General features: G+C 74.6%; 20 protein-coding genes and 1 tRNA gene. 9 read left to right on the top strand and 12 right to left on the bottom strand.

The genetic code is table 11. The features are described from left to right. Nucleotides 1–111 precede the first annotated feature (111 nt). Both FGI33_RS07325 and FGI33_RS07320 read left to right on the top strand, forming a co-directional pair. Nucleotides 112–3,063 (top strand): UPF0182 family membrane protein, encoded by a 2,952-nt coding sequence (locus tag FGI33_RS07325; RefSeq protein WP_182623281.1) that lies wholly within the window; start codon nucleotides 112–114, stop codon nucleotides 3,061–3,063. A gap of 156 nt (nucleotides 3,064–3,219) precedes the next feature. Then, a tRNA-Met gene (locus FGI33_RS07320) sits at nucleotides 3,220–3,293 on the top strand. A gap of 67 nt (nucleotides 3,294–3,360) precedes the next feature. On the opposite strand, the gene FGI33_RS07315 is transcribed toward FGI33_RS07320, so the two are convergent. From FGI33_RS07315 to lipB, 5 genes are all read right to left on the bottom strand, one after another. Continuing rightward, on the bottom strand, nucleotides 3,361–4,026 hold the full coding sequence (locus tag FGI33_RS07315; protein ID WP_119434300.1) for a peroxiredoxin-like family protein: 666 nt from the start codon (nucleotides 4,024–4,026) through the stop codon (nucleotides 3,361–3,363). Nucleotides 4,027–4,144: 118 nt separating this feature from the next. Further along, nucleotides 4,145–5,833: an ABC1 kinase family protein gene (locus FGI33_RS07310; RefSeq protein ID WP_119434304.1), complete on the bottom strand. Its 1,689-nt coding sequence runs from the start codon at nucleotides 5,831–5,833 to the stop codon at nucleotides 4,145–4,147. Between the two features lie 29 nt (nucleotides 5,834–5,862). Further along, a complete protein-coding gene (locus tag FGI33_RS07305) occupies nucleotides 5,863–6,438 on the bottom strand; it encodes a PadR family transcriptional regulator (RefSeq protein ID WP_119434301.1) in 576 nt (191 codons plus the stop codon). A 128-nt stretch (nucleotides 6,439–6,566) separates the two neighbouring features. Continuing rightward, nucleotides 6,567–7,556, bottom strand: coding sequence for a lipoyl synthase (gene lipA, locus FGI33_RS07300; protein ID WP_119402962.1), 990 nt, complete (start codon nucleotides 7,554–7,556; stop codon nucleotides 6,567–6,569). Further along, the gene (lipB, locus tag FGI33_RS07295) at nucleotides 7,553–8,254 is read right to left on the bottom strand and encodes a lipoyl(octanoyl) transferase LipB (RefSeq protein WP_119434302.1); all 702 of its coding nucleotides are present in this window, start codon (nucleotides 8,252–8,254) and stop codon (nucleotides 7,553–7,555) included. Before lipB ends, lipA begins: the two co-directional genes overlap by 4 nt. A 100-nt stretch (nucleotides 8,255–8,354) precedes the next feature. On the opposite strand from lipB, the gene FGI33_RS07290 reads away from it, so the two are divergent. Together FGI33_RS07290 and FGI33_RS07285 are read left to right on the top strand one after the other, a co-directional pair. Beyond that, a complete protein-coding gene (locus FGI33_RS07290) occupies nucleotides 8,355–9,230 on the top strand; it encodes a siderophore-interacting protein (RefSeq protein WP_237581560.1) in 876 nt (291 codons plus the stop codon). Between the two features lie 110 nt (nucleotides 9,231–9,340). Next, a complete protein-coding gene (locus FGI33_RS07285) occupies nucleotides 9,341–10,003 on the top strand; it encodes a YitT family protein (protein WP_119435615.1) in 663 nt (220 codons plus the stop codon). Nucleotides 10,004–10,013: 10 nt separating this feature from the next. Here the strand turns inward: FGI33_RS07285 and FGI33_RS07280 are convergent, their stop codons facing one another. Next, nucleotides 10,014–10,541, bottom strand: a complete 528-nt coding sequence (locus tag FGI33_RS07280; protein WP_237581558.1) for a DUF3817 domain-containing protein — start codon at nucleotides 10,539–10,541, stop codon at nucleotides 10,014–10,016. 320 nt (nucleotides 10,542–10,861) lie between these two features. Here FGI33_RS07280 and FGI33_RS07275 point away from each other — a divergent pair, with 320 nt between their 5' ends. Further along, nucleotides 10,862–14,245 (top strand): sialate O-acetylesterase, encoded by a 3,384-nt coding sequence (locus tag FGI33_RS07275; protein WP_237581556.1) that lies wholly within the window; start codon nucleotides 10,862–10,864, stop codon nucleotides 14,243–14,245. 45 nt (nucleotides 14,246–14,290) lie between these two features. Here FGI33_RS07275 and FGI33_RS07270 read toward each other — a convergent pair whose 3' ends face one another. Together FGI33_RS07270 and cmtR are read right to left on the bottom strand one after the other, a co-directional pair. Beyond that, entirely contained in the window at nucleotides 14,291–14,977 is a 687-nt protein-coding gene (locus FGI33_RS07270) for a cation efflux transmembrane domain-containing protein (protein WP_119435499.1), read from the bottom strand. Further along, nucleotides 14,974–15,327 (bottom strand): Cd(II)/Pb(II)-sensing metalloregulatory transcriptional regulator CmtR, encoded by a 354-nt coding sequence (cmtR, locus tag FGI33_RS07265; RefSeq protein WP_119435498.1) that lies wholly within the window; start codon nucleotides 15,325–15,327, stop codon nucleotides 14,974–14,976. Before cmtR ends, FGI33_RS07270 begins: the two co-directional genes overlap by 4 nt. Before the next feature lie 107 nt (nucleotides 15,328–15,434). Here cmtR and FGI33_RS07260 point away from each other — a divergent pair, with 107 nt between their 5' ends. Next, complete coding sequence (locus FGI33_RS07260) at nucleotides 15,435–15,866, top strand: arsenate-mycothiol transferase ArsC (RefSeq protein WP_119435497.1); 432 nt, start codon at nucleotides 15,435–15,437, stop codon at nucleotides 15,864–15,866. Here FGI33_RS07260 and FGI33_RS07255 read toward each other — a convergent pair. Then, the gene (locus tag FGI33_RS07255) at nucleotides 15,863–16,489 is read right to left on the bottom strand and encodes a TetR/AcrR family transcriptional regulator (RefSeq protein ID WP_237581555.1); all 627 of its coding nucleotides are present in this window, start codon (nucleotides 16,487–16,489) and stop codon (nucleotides 15,863–15,865) included. The genes FGI33_RS07260 and FGI33_RS07255 overlap by 4 nt on opposite strands. 77 nt (nucleotides 16,490–16,566) lie before the next feature. Here FGI33_RS07255 and FGI33_RS07250 point away from each other — a divergent pair, with 77 nt between their 5' ends. Beyond that, nucleotides 16,567–17,883: a carboxylesterase family protein gene (locus FGI33_RS07250; RefSeq protein WP_237581553.1), complete on the top strand. Its 1,317-nt coding sequence runs from the start codon at nucleotides 16,567–16,569 to the stop codon at nucleotides 17,881–17,883. A gap of 137 nt (nucleotides 17,884–18,020) precedes the next feature. After that, nucleotides 18,021–18,815, top strand: coding sequence for a hypothetical protein (locus FGI33_RS07245; protein WP_237581551.1), 795 nt, complete (start codon nucleotides 18,021–18,023; stop codon nucleotides 18,813–18,815). Nucleotides 18,816–18,840: 25 nt separating this feature from the next. Here FGI33_RS07245 and FGI33_RS07240 read toward each other — a convergent pair whose 3' ends face one another. Next, nucleotides 18,841–19,698, bottom strand: a complete 858-nt coding sequence (locus FGI33_RS07240) for a helix-turn-helix domain-containing protein (RefSeq protein WP_119457255.1) — start codon at nucleotides 19,696–19,698, stop codon at nucleotides 18,841–18,843. Between the two features lie 131 nt (nucleotides 19,699–19,829). Between FGI33_RS07240 and FGI33_RS07235 the strand changes: the two genes are divergently transcribed. Then, nucleotides 19,830–20,570, top strand: coding sequence for an SDR family NAD(P)-dependent oxidoreductase (locus FGI33_RS07235; protein ID WP_119435728.1), 741 nt, complete (start codon nucleotides 19,830–19,832; stop codon nucleotides 20,568–20,570). 13 nt (nucleotides 20,571–20,583) lie between these two features. On the opposite strand, the gene FGI33_RS07230 is transcribed toward FGI33_RS07235, so the two are convergent. After that, entirely contained in the window at nucleotides 20,584–21,150 is a 567-nt protein-coding gene (locus FGI33_RS07230) for a GNAT family N-acetyltransferase (RefSeq protein WP_237581550.1), read from the bottom strand. Between the two features lie 123 nt (nucleotides 21,151–21,273). Beyond that, nucleotides 21,274–23,034: a DEAD/DEAH box helicase gene (locus FGI33_RS07225; RefSeq protein ID WP_204586511.1), complete on the bottom strand. Its 1,761-nt coding sequence runs from the start codon at nucleotides 23,032–23,034 to the stop codon at nucleotides 21,274–21,276. Between the last annotated feature and the right edge of the window lie 51 nt (nucleotides 23,035–23,085).

The raw sequence follows: 23,085 nt of genomic DNA, 5'->3' as shown, positions 1-23,085 counted from the left end.
GTCGACGCGAGGTCCCCCTTACCAGACGGGAACCCCTGATCGCTCGCAGGTCCCTGGCAACCGCCCCGCCTAGGATGAGGGCTCCGCTGTCCCCGACTCTGAGGCACATCTGTGACTAGCACATCCGCCCGGCCCGCCCGACGGAGCCGAGCCCCGCTCGCCATCACCGCGGCCATCATCGCCGCACTGGTGATCGCGTTCTTCATCTTCGCCGGCTTCTACGCCGACGTCCTCTGGTACGACCAGCTGGGCTACCTGGGCGTGCTGCTCACGCAGTGGGGCGCGGGCATCGCGCTGTTCCTCGTCGGGTTCCTCGCCATGGCGATCCCGGTGTTCGTCAGCATCCAGGTCGCGTACCGCTCGCGGCCGGTCTACGCGAAGCTCAACTCGCAGCTCGACCGCTACCAGCAGGTCGTCGAGCCGCTGCGCCGCCTGGCCATGTTCGCGATCCCCGCGGTCTTCGGCCTCTTCGCCGGCGTCTCGGCGTCGAGCGGCTGGCAGCGCACGCTGCTGTGGCTGAACCGCACGCCCTCCGGCACGACGGACCCGCAGTTCGGGCTCGACGTGTCCTTCTACATGTTCGAGCTGCCCTTCTACCACGCGGTCGTCGGCTTCGCCTCGGCCGTCGTCATCATCTCCATGCTCGGCGTGCTCGCCACCAGCTACCTCTACGGCGCGGTGCGGTTCACGGGTCGCGAGGTGCGCATCTCGAAGAGCTCCCGGATCCAGATCGCGATCACCGCGGGCGTCTACTTCCTGCTGCAGGGCGTGAGCATCTGGCTGGACCAGTACTCCTCCGTGGTCAACACGGCCAACGGCGGGCTGTTCACGGGAGCCGCGTTCTCCGACGTGAACGCGGTCATCCCCGGCCGCACGATCCTCGCGGGCATCGCCGCCGTCGTCGCGGTGCTGTTCCTCATCACCGCGGCCATCGGCCGCTGGCGCCTGCCCATCATCGGCACGGCGGGGCTCATCGTGGCCAGCATCCTCATCGGCACGGCCTACCCGGCCATCGTCCAGCGCTTCCAGGTGGAGCCCAACGAGCGCGCCCTCGAGTCGCAGTTCTACGAGCGCAACATCGAGGCGACCCGCGAGGCCTACGGCCTCGCGGACATCGAGGAGATCCCCTACGACGCGACCACGGACACCACGCCCGGCGCGCTCCGCGAGGACGCCGCGACCACGGCGAACATCCGCATCCTCGACCCCGCGGTCGTGGGCGACGCGTTCAGCCAGCTGCAGCAGTTCCGGCAGTACTACCAGTTCGGCGACAACCTCGACGTCGACCGGTACGACATCGACGGCCGCGTGCAGGACACGGTGGTCGCGGTCCGCGAGCTGAGCCCCACCAACACGGGCACCTCGTGGGTCAACCAGCACCTCGTCTACACGCACGGCTACTCGCTCGTCGCGGCGTACGGCACGCAGCGCACCTCCGACGGCCAGCCCGTGTTCCTCGAGTCGGGGATCCCCGCCTCGGGCGACCTCGGCGACTTCGAGCCGCGCGTGTACTTCGGCGAGGACTCGCCCGACTACTCGATCGTCGGCGGGCCCGAGTCCGGCGACAAGGTCGAGCTCGACTACCCGTCCGGCGTCGACGGCGCGGACGAGACGTACACGACGTTCCAGGGCGACGGCGGGCCGAAGGTCGACAACGTCTTCAAGCGCCTCATCTACGCGCTGAAGTTCCAGTCGGAGCAGATCTTCCTGGCCAACCAGATCAACGACCAGTCGCAGATCCTCTACGACCGCGACCCCGCGGAGCGCGTCGGCAAGGTCGCGCCGTACCTCACGATCGACAAGGACCCGTACCCCAGCGTGGTCGACGGCCGCGTGGTCTGGATCGTCGACGGCTACACGACGAGCGACCAGTACCCGTACTCGCAGCGCCAGGACATGAGCAGCCTCATCGCCGACTCGCAGCAGACGCAGCCGCTCGTGCCGACGGACCGGATCAACTACATCCGCAACTCGGTCAAGGCCACGGTCGACGCCTACGACGGCAAGGTCACGCTCTACGCATGGGACACCGACGACGCGATCCTCAAGACCTGGCAGAAGGTGTTCCCCTCGACCCTCAAGCCGATCGCGGACATCTCGGGCGAGCTCATGAGCCACCTGCGCTTCCCGGCCGACATGTTCAAGGTGCAGCGCGCGGTCCTCGGCAAGTACCACGTGACCGACCCGGGCTCGATCTACTCGAACCAGGACCTCTGGACCACGCCGAACGACCCGACCGCCACCACGGACCCGGGCCAGACGGCCAGCCTCCAGCCGCCGTACTACCTGACCATGCAGATGCCGGGCCAGGACTCGCCGAGGTTCTCGCTCTACTCGACGTTCATCCCGCCGGCCACGCAGGACACGGCCCGGAGCGTGCTCACGGGCTACCTCGGGGTCGACTCGGACGCCGGCAACGTGGCGGGGGAGAAGGCGGCGGACTACGGGAAGCTGCGCCTCCTGACGCTGCCGAACGACGACACCATCCCGGCGCCGACGCAGATCCAGAACAACTTCAACTCGGACACGAACGTGGCGAACCAGCTCAACCTGCTGGAGCGCGGCGGCCGCACGAGCGTGGTGCGCGGCAACCTGCTGACCCTCCCGGTCGGCGGCGGCCTGCTCTACGTGCAGCCGGTGTACGTCCGCTCGACGGGCGACACGAGCTACCCGCTGCTGCGCAAGGTGCTGGTGGCGTTCGGCGACAAGATCGCGTTCGAGGACACGCTGGACGCGGCCCTCGACAGCATCTTCGAGGGTGATTCGGGTGCCACCGCCGGGGACGAGGACGTCGTGCCCACGACGCCGGTCGACGGCGGCACGGGTGACGGGTCCACCGACGGCTCGACCGACGGGGGCACGGGATCCACGCCCACGCCCAGCCCGTCGGCGTCGGCCGCGGCTCCCGCGCAGGACGTGCAGGCGGCACTCGACGCGGCCAACACGGCGCTCCAGGAGCGGCAGGCCGCGTACGCGTCCGGCGACCTCGTCGCCGCCGCGCAGGCGGACCAGCGGTTCACCGAGGCCGTGCAGCGCGCGTACGAGCTGAGCCAGCAGCAGTAGCGCCGGCTCCTCACCAGACGGCCCCGACGGCCCCGCGATGCGGGTGCCGGCGGGGCCGTCCTCGTGCAGGGGAGCGGCGATCGGTCGACGGGATCGTGCGGGAGCCGCCGACGTGGTCATGAGCACCCCGGAGGTCTGGTAATGTATTCCTCGTAGCGCGGGGTGGAGCAGTTCGGTAGCTCGCTGGGCTCATAACCCAGAGGTCGTAGGTTCAAATCCTGCCCCCGCAACAAGATGAAGGCCCGGTCTCCTGGAGACCCGGCCTTCTGCGTTCCCGGACGCGCCCGAGGACGCTCGCTAGCGGGCCGGCAGCGCGTCGACGGCCGCGAGGATCTCCGCCACCTCGGTCCGCGTCGTGTAGTCGACGTGCACGTCGGCGAAGCTCACGCGTCGGTCGGCGTCCACGACGATCACGGTCGGGAACGGGATGTCGCCCGTGCCGTCGGCGTTGCTGTCCGCCACGTCGAAGCCGAGCTGGGCGTGGGCCGCGCGGGCCTCGGGGGTGGGCTCGGTCACGAGGCCGAGCGCGCGCACGAACGCGTTGGAGGGATCCGACAGCACGGCGAAGTCGAGCCCGCCGCCCGCGACCGCCTGCGCGCTGCCCTCGGGCGTCTGCGGGCTCACGGCCACGAGCGTCGCGCCGCGGTCGCGCAGGGCGGGCAGCAGCTCGGCCTGGTACTGGCGGAGGGTCAGGTTGCAGTACGGGCACCAGGCGCCGCGGTACAGCACGACCACCGCGGGGCCGGAGCCGAGGGACGCGTGCAGGTCGACCTCCGCGCCGTCGGGATCCACGAGGGTCGCGGCGGGGAGCGCGTCGCCGGGGGAGACCGCGCCAGCCGGGACGCCGCCCTCGCGGAGGGCCCGCTGCTCCGCGGCGAAGACGCCGGACAGGTCGGGGCCGATCTGCTCGGCGAAGCCGCGGTCGAACTCGGCGATCTGCGCCTGGATGGTGGTGTCGGTCATGGTGTCTCCTCGGTCCGTCGGGTCGGTGCGCTCACCGTAGGCGGGCGATCCGGGACGGATCCTCAAGCGGCGTCACACGGCGTCACGACCGACACCGAGCGGACAGGCGGACCCCGTCTCAGCGGCCGCGGCGGCCCGGGAGCAGCGCCTGCGCGAGGGGGACGACGGCGACCACCAGGAGCACGGTGCCGAGCGCCTCGTCGTCCGGGCGGAGGAGCACGCCGCCGGCGAGGAGGCCGCCGAAGACGAGCGCGGAGACCGCGCGGCGGAGGGTGCGCTCGAGGGCGCCGACGCGGCGCTCGAGCGTGGGATCGCTGATGGGGAGGGCGCCGTCGTCGATGCGCGTGAGCAGGGCGTCGAGGCGGCCCGGGAGGCGGGCGAGAGTGCCGGCCGTGTCGGAGACGCGCGTGCCGAGGTCGCGCACGACGTTGCCGCGTTCCTCGCGGATGAGGCGCTGCGCGTACGGCTCGACGGAGTCCCAGAGGTTGAACGCGGGATCCAGCGCGCTGCACACGCCCGAGGTGAGCGACATGGCGCGGATGATGAGCAGGAAGTCGTCCGGCAGCTGGAACGGCAGGGTGCGCACCACCTCCTGGAACTCGTTCGCGAAGGCGCGGAACTCCCGCGGATCCACCTCCCGCAGCTCCGCGAAGCCGAGACCGCCGAAGCGGGCGAAGAGGCGGGTCATGGCGAGCTCGAGCTGCGTGGTGTCCGCGGACGGGAGCAGCACGCCGATGTCGCGGGCCGCGTCGACGAGGCCCTTCCCGTCGCGCGACGCGGCGGCGATGAGCATCTTGCGCAGGCCCCTGCGGGTGCTCGGCGGCACCTCGCCCATCATCCCGAAGTCGATGAAGGTGAGCGTCCAGCCCTGCTCGACCGAGCCGTCGGTCACGGGCGTGACGAACACGTTGCCGGGGTGCGGATCCGCGTGGAAGAAGCCGTCGGCGAAGAGCTGGTCGAACATCACGGCGGCGAAGACGGGCGCGACGTCGACGGGGTCGATCCCCGCGGCGAGGAGCCCCGCATGGTCGGTGATCTTGATGGCGGTGACGTCCTCGAGCGTGAGCACGCGCCGGGTGCTGCGCTCCCAGACGATCTCGGGGACGGCCACACGGTCGTCGGCCGCGAACATGTCCTGGAAGCGGGCGGAGCTGCGCGCCTCGTGCAGGTAGTCGATCTCCTCGAGGCTCGTCTCGGCGAACTCCTCGACGAGCGCGGGCGCGTCCACGCGGTCGGACACGAGCCGGACGTGCGTGAGCCACCCGCCGATGCGGCGGAGGGCGGCGAGGTCGATGCGGACGATGTCGTCGATGCCGGGGCGCTGGACCTTGATGACCGCGCCCGTGAGGCCCGTGTCGGCGGCGTCGAGGGGGCCGAGGATCGCCCGGTGCGCCTGGCCGAGCGACGCGGCGGCCACGGGCGTCTCGTCGACCCACGCGAAGGCGGCGGCGAGCGGCATGCCCAGCTCGCGCTCCGCCAGCGCCCGGATCTCGGGGAACGGGACGGCGGGCACCTCGTCCTGCAGGTCCTCGAGCTCCGCGGTGATCTCGGGCGGCAGCACGTCGAGGCGCGACGACATGAACTGGCCGACCTTGATCATGAGGCCGCCGAGCTCCACCGCGAGCACGCGGAAGCGCCGGGCGAAGAGCTTCATGCGCCGGGTGCGCGTGCGGTCGGCGATGCGGCGGAGGCCGACACGGGGGAGGAAGAGCTCGTACCACCACGTGACCGCGAGGTTCCAGGCGGCGAAGCGGAGGATGCGGCGGTAGCGGGCGCGCGTCTCCGGGGCGTCGGCCTCGGGATCCATCCCGGGACGGGCGCCGGCCGTGGCCGCGGTCACTCCCGGGCGAGGATCGCGTAGAGGCGGCGGCGGGCCGCGTCGAGCTCGGTCACGGCCTCGGCGACCTGGGCCGCGGTGCCCGTGCGCTGGACCTGCGCGGCGGCCTGGGCGAGCGAGAGGCCGGCCTTCGGGAGGGCGGAGCGGTCGTGCCGGTCGTGGCCGTCGTGCCCGTGCGCGTCGGAGCCGTCGGCCCACGGCGCGGTGATGCCGTCGCGGGAGACCGCGGCGCGGCCCGCCTCCGTGAGCGCGTAGACCTTGCGCCCGTCGGTGGTCTCGGCGGCGATGAGGCCCTCGTCGGAGAGGAGCTGGAGCGTCGGGTAGACCGCTCCGGCGTTGGGCGTCCAGGCGCCGGCCGTGCGCTCCTCGATCTCGTGGATGATGCGGTAGCCGTGCATGGGCTCCTCGGCGAGCAGCGCGAGGACCGCGTGGCGCACGTCATGCGGGCCGGCGCCGTGCCCGGTCGGAGCGCCGTCGCGCTTGTCGAAGCGCGCGCGGAGCGACTCCATCGCCTGCCACACGCTGTCGGCGGCGTCGCCGAACGGGGATCCTGCGGTGGGGGACGATGCGGCCATGTCGAGCTCCTTGCTGTGGGACGTGCGCGGTGCCTCCGACGATATGCCGCGCACCTGGCCGCGGACCCGGGAGCGGGCGCTTCGTCAGCGACCCGACAGGTCCGCGGGCAGGGGAGGGACGGCCGCGCTCAGCCGACGGCCTGCGCGAACCCGCGCGTCGGGTCGGCGAGGTGCTCGAGGCCGGCGGGCAGCGCGCGGCCCTTGGCGGCCATCGACTGCGCCCACAGCCGACCCGCGCGGTACGACGAGCGCACCAGCGGGCCGGCGAGCACGCCGAGGAACCCGATCGCCTCCGCCTCCGCCTTGATCTCCACGAACTCCTCCGGCCGCACCCAGCGCGCGACGGGCAGGTGCCGCGGCGTCGGCCGGAGGTACTGCGTCACGGTGATGATGTCGCAGCCGGCGTCGTGCAGGTCGACGAGCGCCTCGGAGACCTCCTCGCGCGTCTCGCCCATGCCGAGGATGAGGTTCGACTTGGTGATGAGGCCCGCGTCGCGCCCCTGCGTGATCACGTCGAGCGAGCGCTCGTACCGGAACGCCGGGCGGATCCGCTTGAAGATGCGCGGCACCGTCTCCACGTTGTGCGCGAAGACCTCGGGACGGGAGGAGAAGACCTCGGCGAGCAGGTCGGGGTTGCCGGAGAAGTCGGTCGCGAGGATCTCGACGCCCGTGCCGGGGTTGTCCGCGTGGATCCTCCGCACGGTCTCGGCGTGCAGCCACGCGCCCTCGTCGGGCAGGTCGTCGCGCGCCACGCCCGTGACCGTCGCGTAGCGGAGGCCCATCCGGCGCACGGAGTCGGCGACGCGGCGCGGCTCGTCGGTGTCGTAGTCGGCGGGCTTGCCGGTGTCGATCTGGCAGAAGTCGCACCTCCGCGTGCACTGGGATCCGCCGATGAGGAACGTCGCCTCCCGGTCCTCCCAGCACTCGTAGATGTTGGGGCACGCCGCCTCCTGGCAGACGGTGTGCAGGTCCTCGGTCTTCACGAGCTGCTGGAGGGCCTGGTACTCGGGCCCCATCCGGGCCGTCGTCTTGATCCAGCCCGGCTTCCTCTCGATGGGCGTCTCGGCGTTGCGCACCTCGAGGCGGAGCATGCGGCGTCCGTCCGGCGCGGCGCTCACGCGCGGGCTCCGGAGGCGTGGAGGGCGGGAGGGGTCGAGGGCATGGCGGATCCGTTCGGGGAGAGGGCGCGCACGAGGTGCGGGCGGAGGAGGGGGACGACGTCGGCGGGCGTGACCGTGCGGCCGAGGACGCGGCTGAGGGTGGTGACGCCGGCGTCGCGGATGCCGCACGGCACGATGCGGGCGTAGGAGTCGAGGGCGTTGCTGCAGTTGAGCGCGAAGCCGTGCATCGTGACGCGCTCGGCGACGCGCACGCCGATGGCGGCGACCTTCTCGTCGCGGGGCGTGCCGTCGGGGGCGGCGCCGCGGATCCAGACGCCCGAGCGGCCGTCGACGCGGCACGACGCGACGCCGAGGTCGGCGAGGAGGGCGAGGAGCGCGTCCTCGAGGCGGCGGACGTGGGCCACGACGTCGAGCGGCTCCGGCAGCCGCACGATCGGGTAGCCGACCAGCTGGCCCGGCCCGTGCCACGTGATGCGGCCGCCGCGGTCGACGTCGACGACCGGGGTGCCGTCGCGCGGCCTGTCCTCCGGCTCCGTGCGTCGGCCCGCCGTGTAGACGGACGGATGCTCGAGGAGGATGACGGTGTCCTGCGCCCGGCCCGCGACGACGTCGGCATGCAGGGCACGCTGACGCTCGAGGGCCTCGATGTACGGCACGGAGTTGGCGCTTAGCCCCGTGACGACGATGTCGACCACGCGGCCAGCATAGGCGCACGCCCGGCGGGAGCCGCGGCCCCCGGTCGTGCGCGGGGCGCACGTTGCCCCGGGACGCGGGGGAGCGGAGGATGGGTCCTCGATGACCGACTCCGCCGCACCCGCCGCCCTGCCCGTCCGCGCCCCGCGCGCCCAGCACGTCCTCGAGGTGATCCGCACGGAGCGCCTCAGCCCGCACCTCGTCCGCGTGCACCTCGGCGGGGAGGGGACGCGCGCGCTGCTGGAGCAGGCCGTCCCCGAGCGGCTCGCCGCGACCGACGCCTACGTGAAGCTGATGCTGCCGCAGCCGGGATCGGGCCTCGTCCCGCCCTTCTACCTGCCCGCCCTCCGCGAGACGCTGCCGCCCGAGGCGCTGCCGGCGGTTCGGACCTACACGCTGCGGCACACGGATCCGGCCGCGGGCACGTGCGCGATCGACTTCGTGGTGCACGGCGACGACGGGCTCGCGGGCCCCTGGGCGGCGAGCGCGCAGCCCGGCGACCTGCTCGCGGCGAGCGGCCCCGGCGGGCTGTTCCGGCCGAGCGCGGATCCGGCGGTGACGCGCGTGCTGCTCGGCGACGACTCGGCCGTGCCCGCCATCGCCGCGGCGCTCGCCGCGATGCCGGAGGACGCGCGCGGCGTCGCGCTCGTCGAGGTGGACGGGCCCGACGACGAGCTCCCGCTCGCGCACCCCGCGGGCGTCGAGCTGCGCTGGATCCACCGCTCGCGCGTCCCCGACGCCGTCCCCGGGGCCCTGCTCGTCGAGGCCGCCCGCGCGCTCGAGCGGCCCGACGGCGAGGTCGAGGTCTTCGCGCACGGCGAGCGCGGCGCGATGAAGGAGCTGCGCGCGCTCCTCCAGGACGGCTGGGGCATCGACCGCCGCGCCCTGTCGCTCTCCGCGTACTGGGCGCTCGGCCGCGCGGAGGACCGCTTCCAGGCGGAGAAGCGCGAGCCGGTGGGGGCGATCTTCGCGGACTGAGGGCGCCCCGCCGCGTCCGCCGACGCCCCGCGCATCCGCCATGCTGTTCCCTGCGCGTGACGCGGCACGACCGCCCGCGCGGATCCCGTCCCCCCACCCCGGAGACCGCCATGACCGCTTCCGCGTCCGAGCCCCTGCCCACGCCGATCGCCGCCTCGCCCGGCGAGGCGACCACCGCGGGGATCCCGCACTCCGTGATCGAGGACGTGCTGGGGATCCTGACCGGCACCTTCGTCGCGTCGTTCGGGCTGTTCCTGCTCCGGGACGCCGGGGCGGTGACGGGCGGCACCGCCGGCCTCGCGCTGCTGCTGAGCTACACGGGCGTGCTGCCGTTCGGGGTGCTGTTCTTCGTGGTCAACGCGCCGTTCTTCGCGCTCGCCGTCTGGAAGAAGGGGTGGCGGTTCACGATCCGCACGGCCATCTCGGTCGCGCTCGTGTCGCTGTTCTCCTCGCTCCACCCGCTGATGGTCACGAGCCTCGACCTGCAGCCCGTCTACGGCGTGCTCGCGGGGAACCTGCTCGTGGGCATCGGGCTGCTCGTGGTCTTCCGCCACGGATCCAGCCTCGGCGGCTTCAACATCGTCGCGCTCGTCGTGCAGGAGCGGTTCGGCTTCCGGGCCGGGTACGCGCAGATGATCCTCGACGTGGTCGTGATCCTGCTCGGCCTCACCGTGGTCTCGCTCGTGAGCGTCGTGTGGTCGGCGCTCGGCGCGGTGCTGCTCAACCTGGTGCTCGCGCTCAACCACCGGCCGGGGCGCTACACCGGGATGTGAGCCGCGGCCGTCAGCCCTGGGACGTCGCGCCTCCGGGCGCCGGCGCTGATGCAGGGGTCCCGCGCGTCCCGCCGTCGACCGCGTCGGCCGGCTGCCGCAGGTACCCGCGGCGACGCAGTCCGACCTCGAGCGGCAGGGTCGCGAGCGGCGGGATGGCGGCGACGCCCGCGAGGATCGCCGGCTTCCAGCCCCAGCGCAGGCGGATCGCGGCGACGGCCGTGACGATCACGTAGAGCACGAACGCGGCCCCGTGCAGGCGGCCGAAGACGAAGACGCCGAGCTCGGTCGTCTCCGTCACGTACTTGAGGAACATGCCGACGAGGAGGCCGGTCCACGTCACCGCCTCGACGATCGCGACGACGGCGAAGAGGCGGCCGAGGCGCGACGGGCGGTCGGAGCGGTCGCGCGTGCCGCGGACGAGCGCGGCGAACCCGGAGGCCGGTGCGGCGCCGGCCGCGGCGGAGGTGGCGGGCGATCCCGTGGGGCGGGTCCCGCGCTCGGCGGGAGGTGCGGCGTCGGGGTGCGGGGCGTTCGTCATGGGGCCTTCCGGGGCAGGGGGATCCTCCGGGATCCGACGGGCGGGGCAGGTCGCCGCCCACGGTACGCGGCCGCGTCGGGCGGGAGCTGAGGGGGCGCCCGCAGCATGGCGGAGGAGCCGGAGGGCGGCGTCGAGGACCATCGACTTCCCCTGTGCATCCCCTGTGAGCCCGGCGTGCGCGAGGGCGTGGTCGGACACGTGTCACGCATCACCGTAGTGATGTGCAACTATTTCGACATGAGGTGAATCTCGCCTCGACGATCTGGGGGGATCAATTGGGGGAGCACCACTCTGCCGTCCGCCGTGCCTCGACACGGGGGATGCGCACCGCATCCGCGCGCGCACGTCTCATCGCCGCCGTCACGGGGCTCAGCCTCGGGGTGACGCTGCTCGTGGCCGTCGAGCCGTCCGCGGCTCCGGCCGAGGCCACGACGGCCGCCACCGGAGCGTCGTCCGCGCGCGTCATCGCACCCGGCACGAGCGTCGTGACGCCGGCCGCGACCGACGGCGCGCCGACCACCGCGTCGATGATGCGCCTGCTGCAGGCCACCGCGGCCACGGCGCCGTTCACCGCGACGCCCGCGCCCGTCATCACGGGCAAGGCCGTCATCGGGCAGCGCCTCCTCGCCACGACCGCGCGCTGGACCCCGGCCGCGACGAGCAGCGCGTACGCGTGGCTCGTCGACGGCGTGCCCGTGAGCGGGCAGACCACCACCGCGTACACCGTGCGCGCCGCCGACGCCGGATCCGTCATCACGGTCGCCGTCACGGGCAGCCGCTCCGGCTACGACGCCACCACGCAGACGAGCGCGCCGACCGCCACCGTGCCGACGCCCGTCGTCGCGCCGTTCACGGCCGCCCCGAAGCCCACCATCGCCGGATCCCCGCAGGTCGGCTTCACGCTCACCGCGAGGGCCGGCACCTGGACGCCGTGGCCGACGTTCTCCTACTCCTGGACCCGCGACGGCGTGCTCATCGCGGGCCAGACCGGCGTCACCTACCGCGTCACCGAGCAGGACAGCGGCGCGGCGCTCGCCGTGACGGTCACCGGCACGAAGACCGGCTACGCGACGACGTCCACGACGAGCGACGCGATGACCGTCCCGGCCCCGACGCCGACGGCCACGCCCACCGCGACCGCGGCGCCGACGACGGCTCCGACGCCGACGCCGACGCCGACGGTCGCGCCGACGCACGCCGCGACGCCCACGCCGACCCCGACGGTCGCGCCGACGCAGGCCCCGACGCCCACGCCGACCCCGACCGTCGCCCCCACGTCGGCGCCGACACCCGCGCCGACGACGCCGGCCCCCGCGTCGTTCGCCGCCGCCGCGACGCCGACCATCGCCGGCACCGCGCGCGTCGGCTTCACGCTGTCCGCGCGCGCCGGGGTGTGGACCCCATGGCCGACGTTCTCCTACGCGTGGCTCCGCGACGGGGTCGTGATCGCCGGGCAGACCGGCGTGACCTACCGCGTGCAGGCCGGGGACGCGGGATCCCGGATCAGCGTCACCGTCACCGGCACGAAGACCGGCTACGCCACGCAGTCCCTGACGAGCGCGGAGCTCCAGGTCCCGGCCGCCAGCACGCCGACGCCCACCCCGGCGCCGACGACGCCCGCGCCGACCCCGACCGCGACGCCGGGCACGCCGACGCCCATCCCGACGGCCACGACGCCCGTCCCGACCCCGGAGCCCACCACCCCGCCGCAGGACGCGCCGTTCTCGGCGGCCGCCACCCCGACCATCGCCGGCACCGCCCGCGTCGGCTTCACGCTGTCCGCGCGCGCCGGGGTCTGGACGCCCTGGCCGACCTTCTCCTACCTGTGGACCCGCGACGGCGTCGCGATCGACGGCCAGACCGCCGTCACCTACCGCGTCCAGGAGGGCGACCAGGGCGCCACCATCGCCGTGATCGTCACCGGCACGAAGACCGGCTACGTCACGCAGTCGCTCGCGAGCGCCGGGCTCCTCGTGCCGCTGCCCGAGGCCGCGCCCGAGACGCCCGCGCCGACGCCGGACCCCGAGCCCGTCCCGGACGTGGCGTTCGAGTCGGCCGGCACGCCGTCCATCACCGGCCTCGGCCGCGTGGACTACACGCTCACCGCGAAGTCCGGCACGTGGTCGCCGTGGCCGTCCTTCTCCTACGCGTGGCTGCGCGACGGCGTCGTGATCCCGGACCAGACCGGCCCGAGCTACCGCGTGGTGGCGGGCGACGTCGGCACGGGCATCTCGGTCGCCATCACCGGCACGAAGACCGGCTACGTGACGGAGACCGTGACGAGCGAGGCCGTGCCCGTCACCGCGACGCCCGTCATGCCGCCGCCGCCCGCGCCGTCCGTGCCGTTCGAGGCGACGACCGCGCCGGTGATACAGGGATCGCCCGTCGCCGGGACCGCGCTCCGGGTCGAGACGCCCGCGTGGTCGCCGGAGGCCACCGCATACTCCTACGCGTGGGCCCGCGACGGCGTCACCGTGCTGGGCGCGACCGACGCGACGTACACCGTGCGCCGGGCGGACGCCGGATCGCGGATCACCGTGACCGTCACCGGGACGCGCACCGGCTACCAGGCGACGAGCCGCGCGAGCGAGCCGACGGCGACCGTGGTCGACGCCCTCGACGTGCCGCCCGCGACGCCCGCCCCGGCGCCCGGCGACGAGCCGTTCGCGGACGCGCCGAGCCCGGTCATCACGGGCGACGCGGCCGTCGGATCCACCCTCACGGCCGAGACCGCCGCCTGGACGCCCGAGGCGACCGCGCTCTCCTACGTCTGGAAGCGCAACGGCGTGGTCGTGCCCGGCCGCACCGCGTCGACCTACGTGCCGGCGCCCCGCGACGCCGGGTCGCAGGTCACCGTGACCGTCACCGGGCTGGCCGACGGCTACGCGCCGACGTCCCGCACCTCCGTGCCGCGCCAGATCGCCTCGACCGGCGAGGGCTACGACGTCGTCGTGATCCTCGGCCAGTCGAACGCGCAGGGCGTCGGCACCGGGTGGGATCCGGCCGTCGACGTGAGCGTGCCCGGCCTCGACCAGCTCGCCGGCAGCGGCGCCAAGGCCGGGCAGATCGTGCCCGCCAAGGACTCGCTGAGCCACGTGACCACCTGGACGACCTCCGGCGGCGTGCAGGCCGTCGGCCCCGGGATGGAGCTCGGCCGGCACATGCTGGCCGACGCCCGACCCGGCCGGAAGGTCCTGCTCGTCCCCGCCGCGATGGCGTCCACCTCGATGACGGGCGACGGCACCTACGCCTGGAACCCGTCCGACACCCGGTCGCGCATCAACCTGTTCACCCGCGCGCTCGGGCAGATCGACGCCGCGCTCGCGCAGGATCCCGACAACCGCCTCGTCGCGGTCGTCTGGGCCCAGGGCGAGTCCGACGCGACCCGCACGAACGCGGCCGGCTACCAGTCCATGCTGCTCGACCTCGTCGACCGGCTGAACGCGCGCTACGGCGCGGTGCCGTTCCTCATCGGCGGCATGGTGCCCGAGTGGCTGAACGTGTCGACGCTGCGCCAGGCCATCGACACCGCGCAGCAGGGCATGCCGGCGCTCCGGGCGAACGTGTCCTACATCCCCGGAGCCGCGGGGTACAGCAGGGCCGAGGACTCGATCCACTACACGGCCGCCGGCGCGCGGGCCATGGGCGACAAGTACTTCGCCGCCTACCAGCGGGCGACGGGCGCGGTGCAGCTGTCGAAGTAGGGCGGGAGCGGTCGGGCGGGCAGCCCGGCCGCGCCCCGCGCGGCATCAGCAGCAGGCGTCGTCGTGGTCGTCGTGCTCCCGCTCGCCCGTGAGCGCGCCGACGGGCACCGTGCACGCGTCGCCGCGCCACGCCTCGAGGCTCTCGCGGACGGCGAAGGCGGCGATGGCGAGCCCGGCGACCGGATCCGCCCACCACCAGCCGAGCCCGGCGTCGAGCAGCAGCCCCACGAGGAGCGCGGCCGACAGCCACGCGCACACGAGGGTCTGGCGCGAGTCGGCCACGGCGCTCGCCGAGCCGAGCTCGGTGCCCGTGCGGCGCTCGAGCAGGCTGAGCGCGGGCATCACCGCGAGGCTCAGGGCCGCGAGGACGATGCCCGTGGTGCTCGGGCGCGCCTCGGATCCGCCCGCCAGGGCGAGCACGGCATCCACGCTGACGTAGGCCGCGAGTCCGAGGAACGACACCGCGATGAGCCGGAGGGCCGTGCGCTCGCGCGCCTCCGGATCCGGCGCGGAGAACTGCCAGGCGACGGCGGACGCGGCGAGCACCTCCACGATCGAGTCCAGCCCGAAGGCCACGAGCGCGGTCGACGACGCGGCGGCGCCCGCCGTGAGGGCGACGACGGCCTCGACGACGTTCCAGGTGATGGTGCCCGCGACGATCCAGCGGATGCGACGGCGCAGCACATCGCGGCGCGCGATCGTGAGCCGCGGCACGGACGCGAGGCCGCTCACGCGTCCACCCCGCAGCAGCCGGGGTCGCAGAGCGACGGATCCGCGCACGCCCGGTCGTCGTCCACCGCGAGCACGACCTCCACGAGCGCGCCCAGGCGGCGGGCGATGCGCGCGTCCTGGATCTCGTAGCGCGTGCTCCGCCCCTCGGGCACCGTGCGGACGATGCCGCACCCGCGCAGGCAGGCGAGGTGGTTCGACACGTTCTGCCGCGTGAGGCCGAGCCGGTCGGCCAGGAGCGCGGGGTAGGCGGGGCCGTCGAGGAGCTCCAGCAGGATCCGGGACCGCGTGGGGTCCGCGAGCGCGCGGCCGAGCCGGGTCATCACGTCGAGGCGGGGAGCGAGGGTGGGCACGCATCGACGGTACAGCTTGCGCTGTACCGATGTCGAGGGGCGCCCGCGTCGGTCTGGGAGGATCGTCGGGACGCCCGTCCCTGGGCGCCCACCCGACCGGAGGATCCATGGCCGAGCGCATCCCGCACGTCGTCTTCGTCTGCGCCCGCAACGGCGGCAAGTCCCAGCTCGCGGCGGCCCTCATGCGCCACGCGGCGGGCGACGCCGTGGGCGTGACGTCCGCGGGGACGGATCCCGGCACCTCGCTCAACGCGCTCGCGGTCGAGTCGCTCGCCGAGCTCGGCATCGACGTGGCGGGCGAGCGCCCGAAGCCGCTCACCGACGACATGGTGCGCGAGGCCGACCTCGTGGTCGTGCTCGGCGCGGAGGCGCACGTGGACGGCGACCAGGACGTCGCGGTCGAGACGTGGATCACGGACGAGCCCAGCGAGCGCGGCATCGACGGCATGGAGCGGATGCGGCTCGTGCGCGACGACATCCGCGCGCGCGTCGAGGAGCTGCGCGCCCGGCTCGGCGGGGGAGCGCCGGTCGCGGGCTAGGCGTCGACGGACGCGCGCCGGTCGACCCGGCGCGCGACGAGCGCGTCCACGTGCCGCTCGAGCACGCCGAGCGCGCGGGCGCTGCGGGCCGGATCCGGGTCCTCCACCAGCAGCTGCAGCGCGAGTCCCGCGAGGAGCGCCTGCAGGTGGTCGGCCTCGGCGTCGGGATGCGCGTCGGGCCGCAGCAGGCCCGCCGCGCGCAGCTGCGCGAGCTGCTCGAGGCACGTCTCGCGCGCCGCCGCGTGCGCGGTCGCGCGCACCTCGCGCAGCCGCGGGTGCGAGGCCGCGTCCGCGAGGAGCGCCGCCGAGACCTCCGCCTCGGCGCGGCGCGCGTCGTCGAGCGGCAGGTGCTCCGCGAGGATCCGCACGGCCCGGCGTCGGGCATCCGGGTCCGTCCGCCGCGCCCGGACGCGGCCTTCGATGCGCCGCGCGACGAGCGCGGTGGCGTGCGCCACGAGGTCGATGCGACTGGGGAAGCTGTGGCGCAGGGATCCGGTCGAGAGGCCCGCCTCGGCGGCGACCGTGCGGACCGAGACGCCGCTGGCGCCCTCGCGCCGGATGACCCGCCAGACCGCCTCCGCGAGCTCGTCCTCGCGTCGGGCGTGGTCGATCAGGCGGGGCATGGCGTCACGGTAGCACCGGGGTCCGTCGTGCTCCCGGGCCTCCCGGCGAACGCCTCCCGAACGGTAACGTCGATCGAATGAGCGCCTTCTCGCCGCCCTGCGGCCCCGTGGTCGGCTGGGCGGACGGCGAGGTCGTCCGCTCGACCGGCATCCCCTACGCGACCGCCGCCCGCTTCGCCGCGCCCGCCCCGCACCCGGACTGGACGGCGCCGCGCGACGCCACCACGTGGGCGCCCGCGTGCCCGCAGCCGCCCATGGAGGAGCTCGACGCCGTGCTCGGGAGCTTCTCCGGCCTCGCCGTCGACGAGGACTGCCTGCGCCTCTCCGTCACCATGCCGGGCGACGTGCGGCCCGACGACGCGCTGCCCGTCATGGTCTGGATCCACGGCGGCTCGTACGTGTCGGGCGCGGGCGACGTGCCGATCATGGATCCCGCCGCCCTCGTCGCCGAGCAGCGCGTGGTGGTCGTCACGGTCACCTACCGGCTCGGGCTCCTCGGCTACCTCGGCGACGGGCGCGACCGGCCGGCGAACCTCGGCCTCCTCGACCAGCTGGCCGCGCTGCGCTGGGTCGCGCGCAACATCCGGGCGTTCGGCGGGGACCCGGACCGCGTCACCGCGTTCGGGCAGTCGGCGGGCGGCGATGCGGTCGCGCACCTCATGGCCGTGCCCGAGGCCGCGGGCCTGTTCCGCCGGGCGATCGTGCAGAGCGCGCCGCTCGGCATCTCGCGGGGCCGACGACGCATGGCCGCCGCGATGGCGCGCGCCTCCCGCGGACTCACGGCGGACATGCCCGTGGAGGAGGTGCTCGCCCGGCAGGCGGAGGTCGAGCGCGCCGCCGCGCCGTTCGGGCTGCTCGGGGCGATGCCGTTCGGCACGCAGTACGGGCACGCGCCGCTGCCGCCCGAGTCCGGGATCGACGCGGCGTGGGACGCGGCCGCGCCCCGCGTGGACGTGCTCATCGGCAACACGGCCGAGGAGGCGCGGCTGTTCCTGCCGGGGATCCCGTGGCTGGCCCGCCTCACGCGCCTCCCGGTGGTCGGGCCGCTCGTGCGTCGCGCGGCCGTCGCCGCGGTCACGGGCATCGTCTACGGCGTCCCGGGTCGGCGCTTCGCCCGGCGTCATGCGCGCGCCGGCGGCACGGCCCACCGCTACATGATCCGCTGGGCGGCGCCCGGCAGCCCCTTCGGCGCCGCGCACACCGTGGACCTGCCGCTGCTCTTCGGCGACGCGGAGGCGTGGCGCGGGGCTGGCCTCCTCGGGGGCGCCGACTGGGAGGGGATCCAGCGCGACGCCCGGCACGTGCGGCAGGTGTGGGGCGACTTCGCGCGCGCGCGGATCCCGACGAGGCAGCTGATCCCGGGCGTGCTGGAGCTGCGGCGCGTGCGCGGCTGAGGCGGGCGGACGCGCGCTCCCGCGCCGCCCGCCACCCTCTCGGGGGCCGCGGCGCGCACCGAAGCGGGTCGTCGCGTCCGGCAGGCTGGGCGGATCCGCATCCGGACGCCGTCCGTGCCGCCGCCCCAGAGGAGCCCATGTCCGCGCCGAAGCCGTCCCGCGCACCCCGCACCGTCCGCGAGCGCCGGGGGTCGATGATCCTCACGGGCGCGATCATCGCCGTCGTCCTCGCCTTCTCCGCGGCGGTCTCGCTGCGCGACGGGATCGTCCCGCTGTGGGCGTTCCTCGGGCTCACGGGCGGCGGGATCGCCGCGGGCCTGCTCCTCTACGCCGTGAAGCCGGCCGGCCTGCGCTGGCTGCTCATCGCGCTGGTGGTCGGGCTGGCCGTCGCCCTGCGGATCTCGGCGATGCCAGGCGCGATGGCGCCCTGGCTGCTCGGCGTCGTCGCCGGGTCGTTCCTCTCCCGCGACGAGTGGCCGTGGCGCCGGAGCGCGGAGGAGCGGCAGCGCGAGCGGCAGCCGCGGCCGCTCGCGAGCATCCGGCCGTGGTCGGGAGCCGGTCTCACGGCGTCGATCGCCGAGGTGCCGGTCGGGCGGCGCGGCGCGACCGAGACCGGCGTGCTCCTCGCGGCGGGCGGCGTGGCGGCCCGCGTCCGCGTCGACGAGCTGCACCGGCTCGTGACCGGCAGGGCGGGCATCGCCGAGTCGGTGGACTCCGACGACTCCGACGCCTCGGGCCGGACCGTCTACCTCACGCGCGTCGACACGTCGTCGCCGGACTCGATCGTGGGGGAGGTCCTGGTCGGGCTCCCGGGCGACGCGCTCGCCTTCCTGCGCATCACGGATCCCATGCCCGCGGGCCCCGAGGCGGTGCTGACGGGATCCGACCTGGTCGCGTTCCGGGAGTGGGCGCTGACGGTCCCGGCGCCCTGAGAGCGGGAGCGGGAGCGAGGGCGCGTCAGCCGCGGCGCGAGGCGTCGACGGCGCCGCCGGCCGTGAGCGTCGAGAGCAGCCGCAGGCGGTCGGCGTCGGCGCTGCCGGCGTCCGCGTAGTAGGCGACCAGCACCACCCCGTCCACGGGCAGCTTCTCCCGGTGCAGGCGCATGGTGCCGACGACCGGGTGATGCACGACAGCGGTCCCGCCCGCCAGCGGCCGCACGTCCTGCCGGGCCCACAGCGTGCGGAAGCGGGCGCTCGCGAGCGACAGCTCGCCCACCAGCTCGACGGCGCGCGGATCCTCGACGTCGTCGCCGAGGGATCGCCTGGCCATGGCGACGAATCCCGCGACCGCGCCCTCCCAGTCGTCGTGGAAGGCGCGTTCCTCGGGATCCAGCAGGAGCGACCGCAGGCGGTTCTCGCCGACGCGCAGCCGCGGCGAGAACGCGGCGGCGAGGGGGTTCGCCGCCAGCACGTCGAACGCCCGGCCCTCCACGAAGGCCGGCACGTCGAGCGCGGCCAGGAGGTGGTGCAGGCGTGCGGGCACGCTCTCGGTCCGGCGGGCACGGCGGATCCGCGTCGCCGGCGCCCCCAGCTCGGCCAGGTACGCGGCCTCGACCTCGTCGAGCAGGAGCACCCGCGCCAGGGCCCCGAGCACCTGCGGCGACGGATTGCGGTCGCGGCCTCGCTCCAGCCGCAGGTAGTAGTCGGGGCTGATCCCGGCGAGCATCGCGACCTCCTCGCGACGGAGGCCCGTCACTCGGCGCCGCGCGCCGGCGGGGATGCCGGCCCGCTCGGGGGACACGAGGCCGCGCCGCGCGCGGAGGTACGCGCCCAGGCGGTTCGCCGGGCCGTCCCCGTCGGCGGTCGTCGTGTCCACGGGTCGACGCTATCCCGCGCGCCGCGCCGGAGAGGGGCCCCGCCGCTCCCCGGATCAGGGGGGACCTGCCGCCCGATCCGCGTGCGCGCGAACCTCGACGGGCACCCACCACCGGACCACAGGGAGAAACCATGGACATCGCGCACCGCACCGCCCTCATCGTCGGCGGCACCACCGGCATCGGGCTCGGCCTCGCCCAGCGCCTCGCCGACGCCGGCAGCACCGTGATCGTGGGGGGACGCACCGCGGACGAGGTCGACGGGCTCGCGACGGTGCGGATCGACGTCACCGACCCCGACTCCGTCCTCCGCGCCCGCGACGAGGTCCTCGCCGCGCACCCCGGGCTCGACCTCGTCGTCACGATGGCGGGCGTGCTCCTGATCGAGGACCTGCGTGATCCCGCGCACTTCGCCGCGACGGAGACGACGATCCAGGTGAACCTCCTCGGCACGATCCGCGTCGTCGATGCCTTCACGCCGCATCTGGTGGGGCGGGGGAGCGGCGACGTCGTGACCGTGTCGTCGGGCATCGCCTTCCTGCCGTTCCCGCCCATGCCGTCCTACGGGGCGTCGAAGGCGGGGGTCCACGCGTACACGGAGGCCCTGCGCGCGCAGCTCGCCGGGACGGGCGTCGGCGTCACCGAGCTGATCCCGCCGGCGGTCGCTACCGCGGGGCAGGAGCGGGTGAACCCGGCCGCGCTCCCGCTGGACGCCTTCCTCGACGAGGTGGTCGCGCTGATCACCGCGGAGCCGACGCCGCGGGAGGTCGTCGTGGAGGGCGCCCGCCACCTGCGGCACGCGGAGCGCGACGGCACCTACGCCGAGCTGCTGGAGCGCCGCTCGGCCGCGCTGTCGATGCTGCCGGGGCGGTGATCGGCGCCGCCTGTCACGCGAGCACCGGCCACGGCCGCGGCGTCCGGTCGTCGGTCGCGAGGAGGCCGGCGAGCCAGTCGTCCTCGCGGCTGCCGCGTCCCGCCGCGCCGAGGCGGGCGATCCCCTCGAAGCGGAAGCCGAGCGCGCGGGCGACGGCGGCGGATCCCGCGTTCCCCGCGTACGCGCGCCAGCCGATCCGGGCGAGGCCAAGCCCGGTCGCGGCGTCGAACCCGTGGTCGACGACCGCCGCGGCCGCCTCGCGCATGATCCCGCGACCGCGCGCGCCCGGCGCGAGCCAGTACCCGATCTCCGCGGCGCCGTCCGCGATGTCGTGCAGCCCGACCGTGCCCACGAGCCCGCCGCCCTCGAGCACGGCCCAGGTGAGGCGCTCGCCCGATGCCCAGCCGTCGGCGCAGAAGCCCGCGACGTAGGAGACCGCGTCCTCGCGCGCGTACGGCACGGGGACGGGCACGTAGCGCTGGATCGCCGGGTCCTGGCACGCGACGTGGATCGCGTCGACGTCGTCGAGCGCGGGCGGGCGGAGGGCGAGGCGCGCGGTGCGGAGGGTCACGGGATCCATCGGGCCACGCTACCGGCCGGGCGCCCGCCTTCCGCGGCCGGACGCGATGACGGCCCGCCGCCTCCGAGGAGGCGACGGCCGCCGCCTCCGAGGAGGCGACGGGCCGTCGCGGCGATCAGCGGGTCAGTCGCGGGGCTTCCGCCCGCGACGCTCCGGGGCCGCGCCGCGCTCGGCGGCACGGGGGCCGCCGCGGTCGGGGCGGATGTCGATCGGCCGGCCGTTGATGACCGTGCTGGCGAGCTTGTCGAGCTTGTCCTGCGCGAGCCCTGCCGGCAGCTCGACGAGCGAGAAGTCGGGGCGGATGTCGATGTGGCCGAAGTCCTCGCGGCTGAAGCCGCCCTCGTTGGCGAGCGCGCCCACGATCTGGCGCGGCTCGACGCGGTGGCGGCGGCCGACGTCGATGCGGTACGTCGCCATGTTCCCGCTGCCGCGCGCGGGACGGGCGCGACGCTCGCCGCGGTCGTCGCCGTCGCGGCCCGGGCGGTCGTCCCGGCGCTCGCGCTCGACGCGCGGCGGGCGGAGGTCGTCGGCCGAGAGGAGGAGCGGGGTGTCGCCCTGCGCCACGATCGCGAGCGCGGCGGCCACGTCGGACTCGACGACGTCGTGGTGGTTCACGTAGTGGCCCACGATGTCGCGGAACGCGTCGAGGCGCTCGCGGTCCTGCAGCGCCGATGTGATGGCGTCGTCGAAGCGCGTGAGGCGCGTGACGTTCACGTCCTCCGCGCTCGGCATGCGCATCTCGGTCAGCGGCTGGCGCGTGGCCCGCTCGATGGCGGTGAGCAGGCGGCGCTCGCGCGGCGTGACGAAGCTGATCGCCGCGCCGCTGCGTCCTGCGCGACCCGTGCGGCCGATGCGGTGCACGTACGACTCGGTGTCGATGGGGATGTCGTAGTTGACGACGTGGCTGATCCGGTCGACGTCGAGCCCGCGGGCCGCGACGTCGGTCGCCACGAGGATGTCGAGCTTGCCGGACTTCAGCTGCTCGACCGTGCGCTCGCGCTGCGCCTGCGCGACGTCGCCCGAGATGGCGGCCGCCGCGTACCCGCGGGCGCGCAGCTTCTCGGCGAGCGTCTCCGTCTCGTTCTTCGTGCGGACGAAGACGATCATGCCCTCGAAGTTCTCGGTCTCGAGGATGCGCGTGAGGGCGTCGACCTTCTGCGGGTACGACACCATCAGGTACCGCTGCGTGGTGTTCGCGGAGGTCGTGGTCTTGTTCTTGACCGTGATCTCCTCGGGGTCCTGCAGGTACTTGCCCGAGATGCGGCGGATCTGCGCGGGCATCGTCGCCGAGAACAGCGCGATCTGCTTCGACTTCGGGGTGTCCGCGAGGATCGTCTCCACGTCCTCCGCGAAGCCCATCTTGAGCATCTCGTCGGCCTCGTCGAGCACGAGGAACTTCAGCTGCGAGAGGTCGAGGGTGCCCTTGTCGAGGTGGTCCATGATCCGGCCGGGGGTGCCGACGACCACGTGCACGCCGCGGCGGAGCGCCGACAGCTGCACGCCGTAGCCCTGGCCGCCGTAGACGGGCAGCACGTGCACGCCGCGCATGCCGGACGCGTAGCGCTCGAACGCCTCGCACACCTGGAGCGCGAGCTCGCGGGTGGGCGCGAGCACGAGGGCCTGCGGGGTCTTCTGGGACACGTCGAGGTTGGAGAGGATCGGCAGCGCGAACGCGGCCGTCTTGCCGGTGCCGGTCTGGGCGACGCCGAGGACGTCGCGGCCGGACAGCAGGGAGGGGATCGTGGCGGCCTGGATCGCGGAGGGCGTCTCGTAGCCCACGTCCTTGAGTGCCTTGAGCACCTGGTCGGAGAGACCGAGGTCGCTGAAGGTCGTGCGGGGGGCGGCGTCCGCGTCGGGGGTGGATGCGGTGTCGTCAGTGCTCATGCCTCAACGGTAGGGGGTCGGGGGCGCCCCGGGCCCCACGGCGGGCGCGTT

This window comes from Clavibacter phaseoli, from assembly GCF_021922925.1.
In the GTDB taxonomy this organism is placed as follows: Bacteria; Actinomycetota; Actinomycetes; order Actinomycetales; family Microbacteriaceae; genus Clavibacter; species Clavibacter phaseoli.
This window is presented reverse-complemented; position numbering and strand designations above follow the sequence as displayed.